We start from the raw sequence: 14,838 nt of genomic DNA on the forward strand, positions 1-14,838 counted from the left end.
TTCTTTTTGTCCTGTCTAGCGAGACTTCCCGGATTTTGATATTCAATGTGTATGGGCAATGCGAGACTACGTCTGTGCTTCGCTAACAAGCAGTTCTGCCGAAGATACGCTACACAATTCGTGTGTAGTTGAATTTAAATACACATTGATAAAAAAGGAAGAAATCATGTTGAAAAATAAATTGATGATCGCATTGCTGGCCGCTTCTGGTTTGATGTTGAGTGCAGCCGCTTCTGCCCAAGTGTACGTCGGTGGCACAGTTGGTAAAGCGGCATGGAGTGAAGATTGCACTGGCTTGGATGGTTGCACCACTAGTGCAAGCGCCTATAAAATTTTAGGTGGTTACAACATTAATGAAAAGTTTGCGGTTGAAGCAAGTTACTTTTCTTTAGGTACGGTCAACGGTACTCAAGGTACAGCAGGCGGCTTAAATGCATACAACTTAAAAGGCACAGGCTTTGAATTGTCTGGATTGTACAACCAGGCATTGACAGACAAATTGACTGGTTTTGCGAAGCTTGGTGTTGCGCGAATTAAAGCAAAAAATAACTATATAGATCAAAATTTCGCAGGTAGTGATAGCACAACTTCTACTGCGCCAGTGTTTGGTGTAGGTTTGACTTACAAGCTGACCGATAAACTGGCACTGCGTGGTGAAGTTGAAACGCGTAAGATCAAATACAACGGTGATAAAGAAGCCGTGACTAACTACTCTGTTGGTATGCAGTATAGTTTCTGATTGAGATGATCTGAACTAGTGAATATCAAGCGAATATTGATCCTAGTTTTGATCGTTTTGTTATAGCAGAAAAACCGGAATGATTTGCTCTGGCAAATATTTCCGGTTTTTTTATATTTTGCGTTTTAACGAGTATGCTTCGTGACACGTATATTATTTAATCAACATTTTAATTGCATCTCTTTGTATTGGGATTTACTCAAAACCACCCCAGCGGCGTTATAGCTCCTGACCGTGCCCTTGTACTGTCGTCCTCGCCATGCCTTGCTCGAACAATTTTGCGTAAGTCCTATCTATTTTGTTACAACTGCTTACGAATGAAACGGTCTTGGCGTCAACGTGACACACTTACGTACCGTTAAATAGCTCACAATGCCACATTTTTAATCTTTACAGGAATTTTCCATGTCAGAGAACCAAGTAAGCAAACGTATTCATCCTCTGGTCGCCGGCGCCGCTGCGTCAGTCATATTGGTCAGCCTTGTTGGCGTTGCAGCGATGACGGGAATTTTGCCTAATTCCAACAGCGCACCAAAAGTTGACAATCAAACTGGAACGAGCGTTGCAAGCAATGCAGCTACTTCAACGCTGCCACCTAACGCTACAAATATTGATGTAGCAGTTCCTAAGTCCGTTGCTAAACAAGAAAATCTGCCTCCATCCGAACAACGAGGTAACTCAAAAGAAGAACCCAAGTTTGCACAAAATAAGCTTGCGCAAAATGACGTGAACTCTGAGCCCGTTGCTCACAAAATTTGCGAAACTTGTGGTGTCGTCGAATCTGTTCGTAAGATTGAAGTACAAGCTGAGCATGGTAGTGGTCTCGGTGCCGTTGCTGGCGCTGTGTTAGGCGGTGTATTGGGAAACCAGGTTGGTAATGGAAATGGCCGTAGTCTGGCGACAGTGGCAGGTGCCGTTGGCGGTGGGTTTGCCGGAAATGCGATTGAAAAGCGCGAACATACAAGCACCGTGTATGAAGTCAGGGTAAAGATGGACAATGGTCATGTCCGTACCTTCAAGCCTTCCCTTCAACCCGAATATCGTGAAGGTGATCGCGTGCATATCGCTAATGGCAATGTAGTTGCAGGATAAACGTCATGGACCCACAAGCACAATGCTGGCCGCACCCAGTCTAAGTGCTATCATCAACGTTCTGTATTTTTTTAAAAAATAAAAAAACAAAAAAAAGAAAAAATACAGAACGTTTTGAAATTTCCCGAATATCACGTATTTCAAGTACCAAGCCTTAGATTTTTGGTTCTTCCTATCTTATTCTGGTCGCCGGAAATCGTTTTCTATCCATTTCAGTGCATTTTGCCTGTTCAGCTTGTAATGCGGCGTGACTTTGACTTTTGCCAATAAATTGCCTGCTGCGTCTTCGGCACTCAGATACGCATACGGATCGTCTTCATCGGGTACGATATTGAGGATAACCTTGTAATCTGCTTCATCGGTGCTAAGCATCATGCTTTTGTTTAACTGGGCATGCATCTGCTGCTCGTGCCTGCGTATCACTTCGGATGCTGTTTTGACCAAAGTATTAAATGCATTGGTATCGAGGGGTTTAGGATTTTTTTTATCGCGTCCCATGGTCCATGGGCCGACTAGTGCTGGCTCTGGTTCGCCATCTTTCAGCATGGCGACTGCCCAGCCTTCGTCATCGTCGTTTTTGATGACGCGGGCGGTCCAGCCTTTATCACGCCATAAACGCGGTTCGCGTATAGCTTGGGTTTCTGCTTCTGGTGTTTCTTCAACGTGGTCGATGGCGTCGCCACCGTTGTTATCTGTTGCCGTGATGCTATTGCTTGGTGTGGGATGCTGCAAAACAAATCCTGAGTAGGTAAGAACAGCTGACATCCTACACCCTGGTGAGTGTTCTGGCTAATCTGATAGAGCGGTTAGCGTTAGTAACGTGAAGCTATCGTGGTTGGAATTAGTGGTTAAAAATGAAAAAATCCGACGGGAAGTTTTTCCGGGCCGGATTTTGGATAACACATATCGCGTTGATTTATTCTACAGATTTGATGCTGCCACAATCACTGCCTTTCCAGCGTGCGTGAGCATCAATGGTCGCGTGCATTTTGCCTGCTGGCGCGCCTGGTACCGTTCCGGCAGCCATGACGCCATCACTGACCATGTTGTAAGTCCATTCTTTATCGCTCTTGACGATGTATTCGCCAGTGGCATTCGACGTGGAACCATTTTGCATGTTGCAAACCGCATTGAATTTGCCACCTTTTTCGCTGGCAGAGATAACGTTAACTTTGCAGTTTTTTTGACTGGATTCCATTTTTTTCTTGAAGGATTCGACATCCATGCCTTTTGCTACTTGCTCAGGTGTGACGCAGTATTGCGATTTACCGCTCATTCCTGAATTGGCAAGAGATTTTTCCATGCCTGCGCGCTGCTCAGGTGTCATTGACGCCATGCTTTTTTCCATTTGCTTGCGCATCATCTCAACGATATTCTGACCATTGACCAGCATGACATGATCACTTTCCCAAAGACCTGGTGTGATCTTGACACTAACATTCTCAGCATAAACGCTTGCGGTCAGAGTCGACGCCGCACACAACAAAAAACTTAGGCTTGCAGAGGTATAGATTTTTTTCATGGACAGTTCCTGATGTAAGGTCAATCTGCGCTCATCGTCTGTTGTAGCGCTCGATAGATGAAGTGAGTAAGGCTTGAAATATTATCAAAAAACTTGTTCCTAAAACAAAAACTCTTTTACCAAATGTAATTTATCGTGCGTTTGGAATTTGAATGTAGTACCCGCTTGTAATTGCTATGTTCGGCGTCATATTCACTTTACGCTCGCTGTCGGGCGCTGAAGGCGTTTATCCAAATTGTAAAAGCCACCAGGAGATCATCATGTTTTTTCTGCGTCACCCGCAACCTGTGCGTCCACGCAAGGCAGTCGCGGAGCAAATCGTGAGCAGTGAGAGGTCAGCACCTATCGACACCAGTCGCATTATTGTCGAACATTCGTTAATCCAGTTGCCAGTGATGGTAAATCCAGTCGTCAATACCGATGTTCATAAAGAGAAGTGATGAAGAAAAACTTCTACACGTATCCAAAAAAAATGGGAACCGTTAGCGATTCCCATTTTGTTGCCTTCAATTAGTCAGGATTGAGCGTCAGGCTAACTTAGCCGGAATGCGTTCCAGAACCGCCAACAACAAAGTCCAGTATTGACCAACCGTCGTGATGTTGACCATTTCATCCGGACCATGCGGGAAGCGTATCGTCGGGCCAATGGACACCATATCCAGAGTTGGATAATGCTTTTTAAACAGACCACATTCCAGACCTGCATGTATGACCATGATTTCAGGTTCTTTATGGTAAATGCTTTCGTACGTTTCTTTGACGATAGCCATGACAGGAGATGAAGTATCTGGTTTCCAGCCTGGATAGCAACCAGAAAAAGTAATCCCCGCGCCTGAAAGATCACTTAAGGATTGCAGCGTGCTTTCAATATTTTCACGGCCGCTATCGATCAATGAACGAATTAAACACAACACGGAGACGTGCTCAGCTTCTGTTGTTACCACGCCCAGATTTAATGAACTTTCAGTTACTCCAGCAATTTCATCACTCATGCGTATCACGCCGTTAGGGCAGGCGTTGAGTAAATTGATGAGCTTTTTCTGCGCGTCGATTTGCATCGTGTTTGCTGGCAATGTGGCGCTGTTCAGACTCAATTTCAGCGTTGGTTCCGCAGTTGCTAGTTCCGCTTGCAAAATAGACTGATATTGCGAGATACGTTGATTCAGTAAATCCACTTTATGAAGAGGAACTGTAAAGCTGCATTGCGCTTCACGCGGTATCGCATTGCGTAAAGAACCGCCTTTAAATTCGCTCAACGCCATGTTCAGCTCTACCGCATGTCCGGCTAAAAAACGCGCAATCAGTTTATTGGCATTGCCACGACCCAAATGAATATTGACGCCGGAGTGACCGCCTTTTAAACCCGCAATGTTGAGCGTAAACGCGTGGTGTTGTGGATCTGCAGCTTGCCATTGCATAGGCACGGTGATCTCGGCATCGACACCACCGGCGCAACCCATGTAGATTTCGCCCTCTTGTTCAGAATCGGTATTGATCAGAATTTCTGCATCCAACATGCCGGCTTGCAATCCAAACGCACCGGTCATGCCAGCTTCTTCATCGACTGTCAACAACACTTCCAGCGGACCGTGTTTGATGTCATTTGAACCCAGAATCGCCAATGCAGATGCCATGCCGATGCCATTGTCGGAGCCGAGCGTGGTACCCGTTGCTTTAACCCATTCGCCATCGATCCATGGTTGGATAGGATCAGTTACAAAATCATGCACTTTGTCGGCATTTTTTTGCGGAACCATATCCAGATGCGCTTGAATGACCACGGTTTTGCGATCTTCCATGCCTGCACTGGCAGGCTTACGGATAATCAGGTTACCAACGTGATCGACAACCACAGGCAGATTGCGGGTCTTTGCCCATTGCTGGATGAATTCACTGAGCGCTGCTTCATGCTTGGAAGGGTGAGGGATCGCGCAAATTTGTTCAAACCATTGCCACAAAGGACGCGGGAAAAGTTGATTGATTTCTGTTGCAGTAGTCATTTTTCTGAATCTTGATCTGGTAAAGTCCGGCTAGATATAAATAGATATATCCGAGACTGAGATCCTCAAGTTTATCATAGCCCGCTGAACGAACGTGATTCTCAGACGCAGAGTGACTACACGATAAAAATTTCCTGGGCTGAAAATGTGTGAAATTTTTAAGAGTGAAAAATTAAAGCCCCATATAAATCAAGGCTTACCAGACCAAAATCACTGGTAAGCCTTGATATTACTAGAGATATTGAATCACATTGTTAGTGTATTAGGCCGCTGAGCCAGATTTTACCAGGCGCACTGCTTCCTCAAAAACCGCTTGTATGCTGGTGGTTTGACCGTGTGCCAGCCATTGCGATACCGTATTCATAGGCCAGAGTCGCAGTGGCGTTTCTGGCGTCATCAACACTGGGGTTCTGCCGGAACGATCTTCGAGTGTTGCCCATTCCATGCCAGTTACGTGCACCAGTGCATCACCAAACGTGATTTCCAATGATTGCATTTCATCGGTAGAAAATTTGACACCATATTGTTGCATCACGATCGCATCGATAATGGCGAGCTTACCTTCGACGCTATCGTATTTCTGGCGCGCTTCTGGCAAATAGTGTTCACGTACCCATTGCCGTTGCGCTTCAAATTTTAGGATGTCTGCCGTGGACAAATATTGCAGGCTGTGCTTTTGTGGAAGTTGATTACCATCGAGTATCCCTTGCTTTGCGCCGATATGAGCATTGGTGTTGAGGGTATTGCTGAGATACGCCCAAACCACACCGACAACCAGCCCAGTTGTATGCGCCCAGTTTGCAATGGGTCCCAGCAAACCTGTCCAACATAAAACAAACCATGCCAGCATCATCACTATCGTATCTTTACGCAAATCATCGGCAAATCGTGGATTATGCCTCCCCTGTATCCAGATATAGCCAAACATGCCGTATAGCGCGCCAGACATGCCACCAAAATAAGGCGAGCCTGTAAAAAAATACTGCACCAGATTGGACAGCGCGCCGACCATCAGAACAAACGCCAGATAAAAGCCGGCTCCTTTTTTGTCCTCAATCAACCGCCCCAAATCCCATACCCACATTAAATTAAACACCAGATGCATGATGCCGAAATGAATAAACATCGGCGTCACCAGACGCCATACTTGCCCACCCATGACATCATTCAAACCTTGGCTACCAGGGCTGGCGATAAACAATGGGGTAAGTGCGTCAATTGAATTTCCAAGTTTTGAAATAACTGCGATCGCCACGCAAATTAAAATAATGGCGATTGAAACGATGGAATAGCGGTGCTTCATGATGACTTTCCAGTGATTAGAGCTGAGTGGTGGTAGCGAGGAGGAGGGGGATAGCACCCAAGCTGAGCACTGATCGCAAGTAGGGAGCTACTACTAATATGCCGAACCCACTTGCGATATTCTGTGTCTATTATTCTAAGTTTATTTATCGACTTGGTAATCCAAACTTAACCACCAGCGCTGCATTGGCCACGTTCGAATTAAACTCGCCTTTCAAAGAGTGAATGCGACCAACACCTAAGCGTAATCCTATATGTTTGTTTAACGCAAAATTTGCATACGGGATGGCTTGAACCACAGCACCGCCTTGAGAGTCAACACCGCCACCACCTGCTGCACCGATCAAGCCTTCTAAACCAAATGAGATACCGTGACCAATTTCCGGTGAGCGGATACCCGCACCAACCAGGCCGATAGAAAAGCCACCGGCGTTTCCACGCAGGGCACTATGTGCCTGCGCCGTCAGATAAGTCGAGCTGGTAATGTCGCGGTTCATTACAAAGCCGATGGTTTGCAAACTTTCCTTAGCCCCTGATTTGCGTGCGGCTTTCAAATAGTCAGCACCATCCAGCGCCCATTCAGCACCGTTAATTTGACGTAGATCATCGCTATGGGATGACTTATTGGCACTATCGAGCTTCATCCCTATTTGCACTAGTTCGTAACGTGATCTGAAATTACCATTCGGCGAATCAGCCATGCCACCTTCCAGGCCAATAAATACCTGATCAGTGATTTGCCACTGTGCGTACACGCTACCTTTGACCAATGCACCACCACCGACGTTAATTCTGCCGCCGCCACCAGTCCCCAATGCGGCAATCGCGCCGACTTTGAACTTATTTGAAATGAGCGGATATTCGATGCCCACCGCGCCTAATACTTCGGCATAACCATCTGAAGATCCATGTGCAAAAGCGCCACCCTCCAGACCCCAAAACACATGTTCATGTAAAAAATGATCAGCGCGGAAACCCGCATAGCCAATCTTGCCTGCAGTGCTGCCATCGAGCTTTGTAGTACCAGAACGTGGTTGATAGCTGCCGCCATTGATCATAATACGATCAAAGCCAAGGCCGCCACGTTCAGAACTCAGCATCGATTGCCCGGCGAGTTCTGGCTGGGTGTAGATAAAGGTTTCATCCAGACTGGCAACCAGTCCGACCTGATTACTTGTGATATGACCGCTGGGAAAGCGTACTTGCGAAATCGATAAACCGAAGGACAAACCTTTGTTGCGCAACATCAGATCAACATGGGGACGTAACATTAAACCGCCGCCAACACCAGCGCTACCGCCACCGCCACCACCGATGTACATACCCGGTTCAATCGATAAAGAAGGAGACACAGTTTTGCGCAAGCTCGCCTCAATACCACCGACGTATAAACCACCGCGCTTGCCTGTTACAGAGCTATACACTGCTGGCCCAAGAAACAAATCTTGCTGAACTTCCAGCAAATAATTTCCACCCAACAAACCCATGCGTTCATTGCTGGACATTTTTACAGATTCAAGGCTGAACTTCACCATTGACGCTACAGATTGTTGTGCATAGTTGAGCGGTGGAGTTGGTTCGCTCTCCGCCATCGCAACGGCAGGTGCTAAGGCGGGTATTAACGCAATACTTAATAACGATAAGGTATTTTTTACCATACAGACTTTCAGATTTGAAGGAGCGCGTGCTAACCCTCTATTACATAAATTCATTTAGGTGGCGCAGGATAGCACCGACATTTCGACAAAAAGCTTAAAAAAAGCTCAAAAATGCATGAAAAAAGACATCGCCGGCAAGGTTACCGTAATTAAGCTTGTTTTTGCAAAACAATCTCAATTCATCCAAGCCCTGCGGCAAGAAAATGCTTCTCAGGGAGGATATGTGGATTGCTTAGTAGCCTGATTGGTAGTCTGAAAGAAAATCTAAAAAGATGTCAATTTGTCTTTATTAAGATATTATCTTTCTTTGGGGAAAATAAGACCAATCAAGAGGGAAATATGTCGACTAAGCCAAAGACTTTTGTTGTGATGAATCGCCGTTTCAAATGTATTCTTTCCAATGGCTTCTTGTGCCTCAGTGGCATCGTGATGCCGATCGCACCTGTTTTGGCACAGCAAATAGTGCCAACACTTCTGGCTTCAAATTCAATATCGGCAGCACCGGCAGCATCAATAACTTCAGATTCTTCTGCGAACATAATCAATACCGCAGATCAACCAAAAAAGAACGATGTCACCTTCGATATTACTCAAGCCTGCAATGTGCCGCCGTATCCAAAACCTGCAATCCCCTTTGGCTTACACGGAGACACCACTCTGAAGCTGATGATCGATAAAAACGGCAAAATCGACGCCTTTGAACTACTTCAAAGTAGCGGCTGGAAAATGCTCGATATGACCGCCATGAAAGCCATCGCTGGCTGTCAGGTGATCCCTCCTGGTAACTGGATTCCAAGCGAACGCTTAATTCGATATAAGTGGAAATTTGGAACCGGCTACGTCAGCCCGGCTAAGCTTGACGAAGCAAGTTGCAAATCCTCAGAAAAACTACGCATTGCAGAAGACAAAGAACCCGGTCTGGGTATCGTCGTCGGTATTTACGTATCGAGTAGCGGAAAAGTTGTTGAGTCCAAATTACAGTGGGGTAGTGATAACGAGGAACTCAATAATGAAAGTCTTCGTATTGCCAAATCTTGCGAATTCACTCCTGCAGAAAACAGCGGAAAACGTATTTTTAATGCGGAGTCGATACGGTTTTTACCAAGAACCTAAATTTTCATCGGCAAACCGTTTAGGTAGGATCCGCATGTTATTTTTTTTAAATTCCTGAGGCTTTCAAAATAATGATAAGTACGTTGAGGTGATGAATCTCACCTCAACGTTTAGCCAATTTATCTATCTGATCGTGTCTTTGGTGTAGAACCACTTTCCCATTTTTTTGCTCGTTATACTTAGATTAATTAGCATGAAATTAATTCATATTCAAATTTGTTTTGATACCAGTTGTAAGTAAGTGGTGAAAAAGGCATTCATTTGTAATATTTGTAATATTCGTGTGAACCGTAAGAGTTTTGAATTATTATCGGCTGGTTATTAAATTTTTGATAACTATTTAGTGATATTTTTTTGAATTCTAGGATCGCGAAATGAAAAAAGCCATATTTAGGAAGCCAGCCGCCACCATAATTTCAGTCGCCATTTCTGCCGTTATTTTGGCAGCATGCGGTGGAGGTGGTTCTAGTGCGTCAAACGATACAAGCAATACTAGTCCTGCAACACCAACTACTTCTACCACCAATGTTATTACCGGCACTGTGTTTGCAGCAGCGACCTCTGGTGCAACAGTTAAATTATTTGCGGCGGATGCTAATGGAAATCCAACAGGTAATGTTTTAGGAACCGCAAGCACCGATGCCAACGGAAATTTCAGCATTGCGCTAACGAGCCAGCCAAGCGGACCAGTAGTTTTGGTATCGAGCGGCGGAAGCTATTCTAGTGAGGCGGATGCCACTACCCAAACTGGCGCAACATTTCAGGTCTTGGTTGCCAACGTACCCGCAGGAAATTCATCGGCACATCTCAATCCTTTGACCTCGGCAATTACAGCGCGTGCCAGCAATTTATTGAGCAATGCTCCGGCAACATCACCAGCGGCGGCATTAAGTTCTGCGACGAGTTCAGTTCAAACCTTGCTCGGTCTCAGCGATATCAGTACCAGTGCGGTAACAATTGCACCAAATACTAATGCAACGAGCGGCGACGCATGGTTGTTGTCAGCCTTGGCAGGGACTCTGGAACAATTGCGTACCAACTCGGGCTTAAACTCCACCGCGATTTACCAGGCTTTAATGGATGATATTTCTGATGGTAAGTTAGACGGTTTGAAGAATGGCAAGCCAATTGCTATCGGTACTTCCGGTCAAACTTTGCAGTCTAGTCTGTTTACGACGCAATTGTCTGGAGCGGCAAATACCTACGGCAACACCCACGCCACATATCAAAGCGCAACCGGAAAAATCTCCACTGCGTTACAAAATTCAGCGCAAGCAATTGGCTTACAAGTTGGTAGTTCTGGCTCCATCTCGCTGTATCAAACGCAGTCGAGTGGCACACAGTTATATTTTGCGGCTCGCACAGATGGTTTGGTGAAATTAGACATGAGTGTACCGAGTGCGCCTGTAGCAACAAAGTTAACGGCCATTAATCAAGCACTGCTTTCTGGCACCAATCCGAGTGGTCCGAAATTTGGATCGATTGATGGTATGGTCATCAATCCTACACCGATTACGGTCAATGGAAGTAGTAAGGTATACGGTCTGGTCTATAGCTATCAAAGCAGCACTGTCGCGTCAGTCAATCTGACAGATGGTGTGGTTGTCGGTACGTTGGCATTGCCAATTACGAAGTCGACCTCCTTCTCCGGTGCGATGGCCTATGTTGCAGGCGGCATTGCTGATGGCGCCCATAACTTGATCTGGTTGGCAACCAGCGAAGGCATGATCGGTGTTAATCCGTCCAATCTTAATTTACCGGTGACCAAAATTGCACAGCCGGTTGGTACGCAAATTAATGAAAATATTGGCGGCGATACAGCCAACGGTATTATCTTTTCTCCAGATTACATGGGGGCAGGTATTGTTGTATTTAACCTCATTGAGGGCAAATCCTATGTCATGGATAAAGCTACCTGGCAGGCGCTGTATGCCAATACAGGCTTCACCGGATATTTGGAAATGGATGGTGCTACGTTAGATACGCAATACAAGTTAGCCATCATCACGCCTGAAGGATCGAACACCATAGGCTTGTTGGGTTATAACATTCCGTCCGGCGCAACTGGCGCAACTGGTACCTTTGCATCAAAACTGTTTATGTCTTACGCAGTTCCGGGGCAAGGCATCAATATTGCAAGCTATACCGGCGCTGCTATTGATCCAGTTTCGCACACGGCATTATTTGTTGGCGAAGGTATGGGCTTAGGAGCAGGTGTATTGGATAATCCAAGCAATGCGAACTGGAAGGGGTTTTCGACTTTTGTGAATGCGAATTCGAGCTATAGTTTTGAACCACATGACCCACACACCTTGGGTACATTTAACATCGCTGGTAAGCCATACGGATTTTTGTTGAATGGCTATGGCCCTTACAAAGTAGCAATCATCGATCTGAACGCGATGTTAGCAGCACCGACCACTGGTGGCTGGACAAATACGGATCCATTTACAGATCCTAAAATCACTACCTTGATCGGTTACTAAGCAGGGCTTTCGTCAATCTTGTGATTGATTTTGGTAGATGAAAAGGGCAGCTTTTGATGGATAAAAGCTGCCCTTTTTTTGTATAGATTTATTTCCCAAACGAATCCTTCAACGTCGTAATCCGGTTAAACACCGGCTTCCCATTCACACTGTCAACGCGATCAGCGACGAAGTAGCCGTGGCGTTCGAATTGCAGGCGAGTGTCTGGAGTGACGTTGGCGACGCCAGGCTCGACAAAGGCGCGGATGGTTTCTAAGGATGAAGGGTTCAACAAGGTCATGAAATCTTTGCCACCGGCATCAGGGTTGGCGTCGGTGAACAGGCGGTCGTACAGGCGCACCTCGGCTTCAAGCGCGTCAGCGGCGTTGACCCAGTGGATATTGCCTTTGACTTTGTAATTGGCGCTGCCTTCGGTGCCGGATTTGCTGTCGGCAAAGTAGTTGCAATGAACGGCAATAACCTTACCGTTTTCATCTTTGTCGCAGCCTGTGCACTCAACGACGTAGCCATAACGCAGGCGAACCTTATTGCCCGGGAACAGGCGGAAGTAGCCTTTAACGGGTTCTTCCATGAAGTCTTCTTGCTCTATCCACAGTTCTTTGCCGATCGTGAATTCACGGTTGCCAAGTTCTGGATGATGTGGATGTATTGGTGCTGTGCACGCAATGTTTTCACCTTCAGGGAAATTGTCGATGACGAGCTTCAATGGACGCAATACCGCCGTCGCACGTGGGGCTTTTGGGTCGAGGTCTTCGCGCAGGCAGCCTTCTAAAGTGCTGTAGTCGATCCAGCCATCAGAGCGGGTCACGCCGATGCGTTCGCAGAAAGCCTGGATAGATTCTGGTGTGTAGCCGCGACGACGGATACCAACGATGGTTGGCATACGTGGGTCATCCCAGCCACTGACGATGTTGTCTTCCACCAGTTTGCGCAGTTTGCGTTTGCTGGTGACGACGTAGGTCAGATTCAAACGTGCGAATTCGTATTGGCGTGGAACAGGACGATGAACGAAGCCACCTTGCGCCGCGTGTTCGATGATCCAGTCGTAGAACGGACGGTGATCCTGGAACTCTAAGGTACAAATCGAATGCGAGATGTTTTCAATCGCGTCTTCCAGCGGATGTGCGTAGTCGTACATTGGGTAGATGCACCATGCATCGCCCGTGCGGTGGTGATGCGCGTGACGGATACGGTAGATCGCTGGGTCACGCATGTTCATGTTCGGTGACGCCATGTCGATCTTAGCGCGCACGATGTGTTCGCCATCTTTAAATTCACCGGCTTTCATGCGACGGAATAAATCTAAAGATTCTGCCGGCGCACGATCGCGGAAAGGCGAGTTCACACCTGGCTTAGAAAAGTCACCGCGATTCGCCGCCATGTCTTCAGCAGATTGGCTATCGACGTAGGCGTGACCCGCTTCGATCAAGTATTCAGCGATGGCGTAGAACTTATCGAAATAATCGCTGGCAAAATACAAATGATTGCCGCCACCATTGGATACTGGTTGCTGCCAGTCAAAGCCCAGCCACTTAACGCTGTCCATGATGGAGTCAACGTATTCCTGGTCTTCTTTTTCTGGGTTGGTATCATCAAAGCGCAGATGGCAACGGCCAGCGTAATCGCGAGCCAGACCAAAGTTGAGGCAAATCGATTTTGCATGACCAATGTGCAGATAACCATTCGGCTCTGGTGGGAAACGCGTAATGACGCCAGGCATGCCTTCACGTTGGTAAGTACCAGCCGCCTGATCGTTGTCGATAATGGCGCGCAAAAAGTTGGAAACCGGTGCGTCGGTTGCTGCGGTGGCTATTGCTGCTGGCTTGTTGTCTTTGCTCATAAATTGTACTGGTCAATATTAGGTTGAATACGAATAGCGAAATAGCGAGACTGAGAGTTTGCTTTTGCGATCCACCGGACGCGGAACGCGCGAGTAGCGCGGGTTAGTGCTGATTTCGCACAGTGACGTGCGTGGCGCACCTGAGCGGCTTCGGCGGGAGCGCATACGCAAACCTCAGTATTTCCATCAAGGGATTGTAAGTATTTTACCGTAGCGCAGCACAGAAAGCGCATTTGTTTGTGTTTTGATAGTAAAGCGGCTTATTTAAGTCCCAAAAATTGGCCACTCCTGTCGATTTTATTTCCTTCCTTCTTTACACATCATGTTATCGCGACAATACGTTAGTAGCGTCAACGCCAGAAGTTGCAAGATGTAATAGAAGCATCCTTAAGTAAGAATCCTTCCGCAAAGGTTTATCTTTCGCTACGATTTTTGTTCTTTTCAGCGCCTTGCATTTCAACATCAGCAATGAAGCTCGCCAAAGGACTCATATCGTGAACGGATTATTCACCCACCAACGCGCTTTAAGCGTCAGCGGTGCCGCCTTGTCTGGTATCAGAAAGTCGTTAACACCTTTACGCTTGTCCGGCATCGATGGCGTCAACCAGTTATTCGACTATCGATTGACGCTGCAAACATCGGATCGTGTTGGTGTGGGTGCTAGTGTGGGTGCTGGGGTTGGCGCTGATCTTGATCTCGATAGCGTCATCGGCAAAGAAATCACCTGTACCATCGAACTTGAAGGCAAGGGCTCTTTTATTCCTGGCCTCCCCGGTGGCTGTGCTGGTCACCTCGGTGCTGGTACCAGAGAAATCTCCGCCTTAGTCACCGCCGCACGCTTTATCGGCGTCGATAGTCGCCATGCACTTTACGAATTCACCTTGCGTCCGTGGTTACATCTCGCCACACTGACCAGCGATTGCAAAGTCTTCCAAAATCAAACACCCATTGAGACGATGTTAGCGGTACTCAACGACTATGCGTTTGTCGTCGACAAGCGTTTGATTGAGAAGTATCCATCACGAGACTATTGCGTCCAGTACAACGAGACCGATTTTGCGTTTGTCTCTCGTTTAATGCAAGAGT

General features: G+C 46.7%; 14 protein-coding genes. 7 read left to right on the forward strand and 7 right to left on the reverse strand.

What is annotated here, in order from left to right; genetic code table 11:
* Nucleotides 1–166 precede the first annotated feature (166 nt).
* Both ACO0KY_RS14020 and ACO0KY_RS14025 read left to right on the forward strand, forming a co-directional pair.
* Entirely contained in the window at nt 167–739 is a 573-nt protein-coding gene (locus ACO0KY_RS14020; RefSeq protein ID WP_423047008.1) for an outer membrane beta-barrel protein, read from the forward strand.
* 405 nt (nt 740–1,144) lie between these two features.
* Nucleotides 1,145–1,831 (forward strand): glycine zipper 2TM domain-containing protein, encoded by a 687-nt coding sequence (locus ACO0KY_RS14025; RefSeq protein ID WP_423047010.1) that lies wholly within the window; start codon nt 1,145–1,147, stop codon nt 1,829–1,831.
* A 177-nt stretch (nt 1,832–2,008) separates the two neighbouring features.
* Here ACO0KY_RS14025 and ACO0KY_RS14030 read toward each other — a convergent pair whose 3' ends face one another.
* Together ACO0KY_RS14030 and ACO0KY_RS14035 are read right to left on the reverse strand one after the other, a co-directional pair.
* Nucleotides 2,009–2,596 (reverse strand): hypothetical protein, encoded by a 588-nt coding sequence (locus ACO0KY_RS14030; RefSeq protein ID WP_423047012.1) that lies wholly within the window; start codon nt 2,594–2,596, stop codon nt 2,009–2,011.
* A gap of 151 nt (nt 2,597–2,747) precedes the next feature.
* Complete coding sequence (locus tag ACO0KY_RS14035) at nt 2,748–3,353, reverse strand: DUF3617 domain-containing protein (RefSeq protein WP_423047014.1); 606 nt, start codon at nt 3,351–3,353, stop codon at nt 2,748–2,750.
* 260 nt (nt 3,354–3,613) lie between these two features.
* Between ACO0KY_RS14035 and ACO0KY_RS14040 the strand changes: the two genes are divergently transcribed.
* Nucleotides 3,614–3,793 (forward strand): hypothetical protein, encoded by a 180-nt coding sequence (locus tag ACO0KY_RS14040; protein ID WP_423047016.1) that lies wholly within the window; start codon nt 3,614–3,616, stop codon nt 3,791–3,793.
* An 87-nt stretch (nt 3,794–3,880) separates the two neighbouring features.
* On the opposite strand, the gene ACO0KY_RS14045 is transcribed toward ACO0KY_RS14040, so the two are convergent.
* The 3 genes from ACO0KY_RS14045 to ACO0KY_RS14055 form a co-directional block, all read right to left on the reverse strand.
* Nucleotides 3,881–5,353: an aminoacyl-histidine dipeptidase gene (locus ACO0KY_RS14045; RefSeq protein WP_423047018.1), complete on the reverse strand. Its 1,473-nt coding sequence runs from the start codon at nt 5,351–5,353 to the stop codon at nt 3,881–3,883.
* 262 nt (nt 5,354–5,615) lie between these two features.
* Nucleotides 5,616–6,656: a rhomboid family intramembrane serine protease gene (locus tag ACO0KY_RS14050; protein WP_423047020.1), complete on the reverse strand. Its 1,041-nt coding sequence runs from the start codon at nt 6,654–6,656 to the stop codon at nt 5,616–5,618.
* Nucleotides 6,657–6,801: 145 nt separating this feature from the next.
* Entirely contained in the window at nt 6,802–8,313 is a 1,512-nt protein-coding gene (locus tag ACO0KY_RS14055; protein WP_423047022.1) for a hypothetical protein, read from the reverse strand.
* Nucleotides 8,314–8,428: 115 nt separating this feature from the next.
* On the opposite strand from ACO0KY_RS14055, the gene ACO0KY_RS14060 reads away from it, so the two are divergent.
* The 3 genes from ACO0KY_RS14060 (at nt 8,429) to ACO0KY_RS14070 (ending at nt 11,912) form a co-directional block, all read left to right on the forward strand.
* The gene (locus tag ACO0KY_RS14060) at nt 8,429–8,557 is read left to right on the forward strand and encodes a hypothetical protein (RefSeq protein ID WP_423047024.1); all 129 of its coding nucleotides are present in this window, start codon (nt 8,429–8,431) and stop codon (nt 8,555–8,557) included.
* 95 nt (nt 8,558–8,652) lie between these two features.
* Nucleotides 8,653–9,426: a TonB family protein gene (locus tag ACO0KY_RS14065; protein WP_423047026.1), complete on the forward strand. Its 774-nt coding sequence runs from the start codon at nt 8,653–8,655 to the stop codon at nt 9,424–9,426.
* A gap of 374 nt (nt 9,427–9,800) precedes the next feature.
* Nucleotides 9,801–11,912 carry a hypothetical protein gene (locus ACO0KY_RS14070; protein ID WP_423047028.1) on the forward strand — a complete coding sequence of 704 codons (2,112 nt, stop codon included), beginning with the start codon at nt 9,801–9,803 and terminating at the stop codon, nt 11,910–11,912.
* A gap of 88 nt (nt 11,913–12,000) precedes the next feature.
* Here the strand turns inward: ACO0KY_RS14070 and ACO0KY_RS14075 are convergent, their stop codons facing one another.
* Nucleotides 12,001–13,752, reverse strand: a complete 1,752-nt coding sequence (locus ACO0KY_RS14075; protein ID WP_423047030.1) for a glutamine--tRNA ligase/YqeY domain fusion protein — start codon at nt 13,750–13,752, stop codon at nt 12,001–12,003.
* Nucleotides 13,753–13,770: 18 nt separating this feature from the next.
* Nucleotides 13,771–13,917, reverse strand: coding sequence for a hypothetical protein (locus tag ACO0KY_RS14080; protein ID WP_423047032.1), 147 nt, complete (start codon nt 13,915–13,917; stop codon nt 13,771–13,773).
* A gap of 329 nt (nt 13,918–14,246) precedes the next feature.
* On the opposite strand from ACO0KY_RS14080, the gene ACO0KY_RS14085 reads away from it, so the two are divergent.
* Nucleotides 14,247–14,838 (forward strand): contractile injection system protein, VgrG/Pvc8 family (locus tag ACO0KY_RS14085; protein ID WP_423047034.1); only part of this gene is annotated, 592 nt, incomplete at its 3' end.

The sequence above is a fragment of the Undibacterium sp. Dicai25W genome, from assembly GCF_049340505.1.
Classification (GTDB): Bacteria; Pseudomonadota; Gammaproteobacteria; order Burkholderiales; family Burkholderiaceae_D; genus Undibacterium; species Undibacterium jejuense.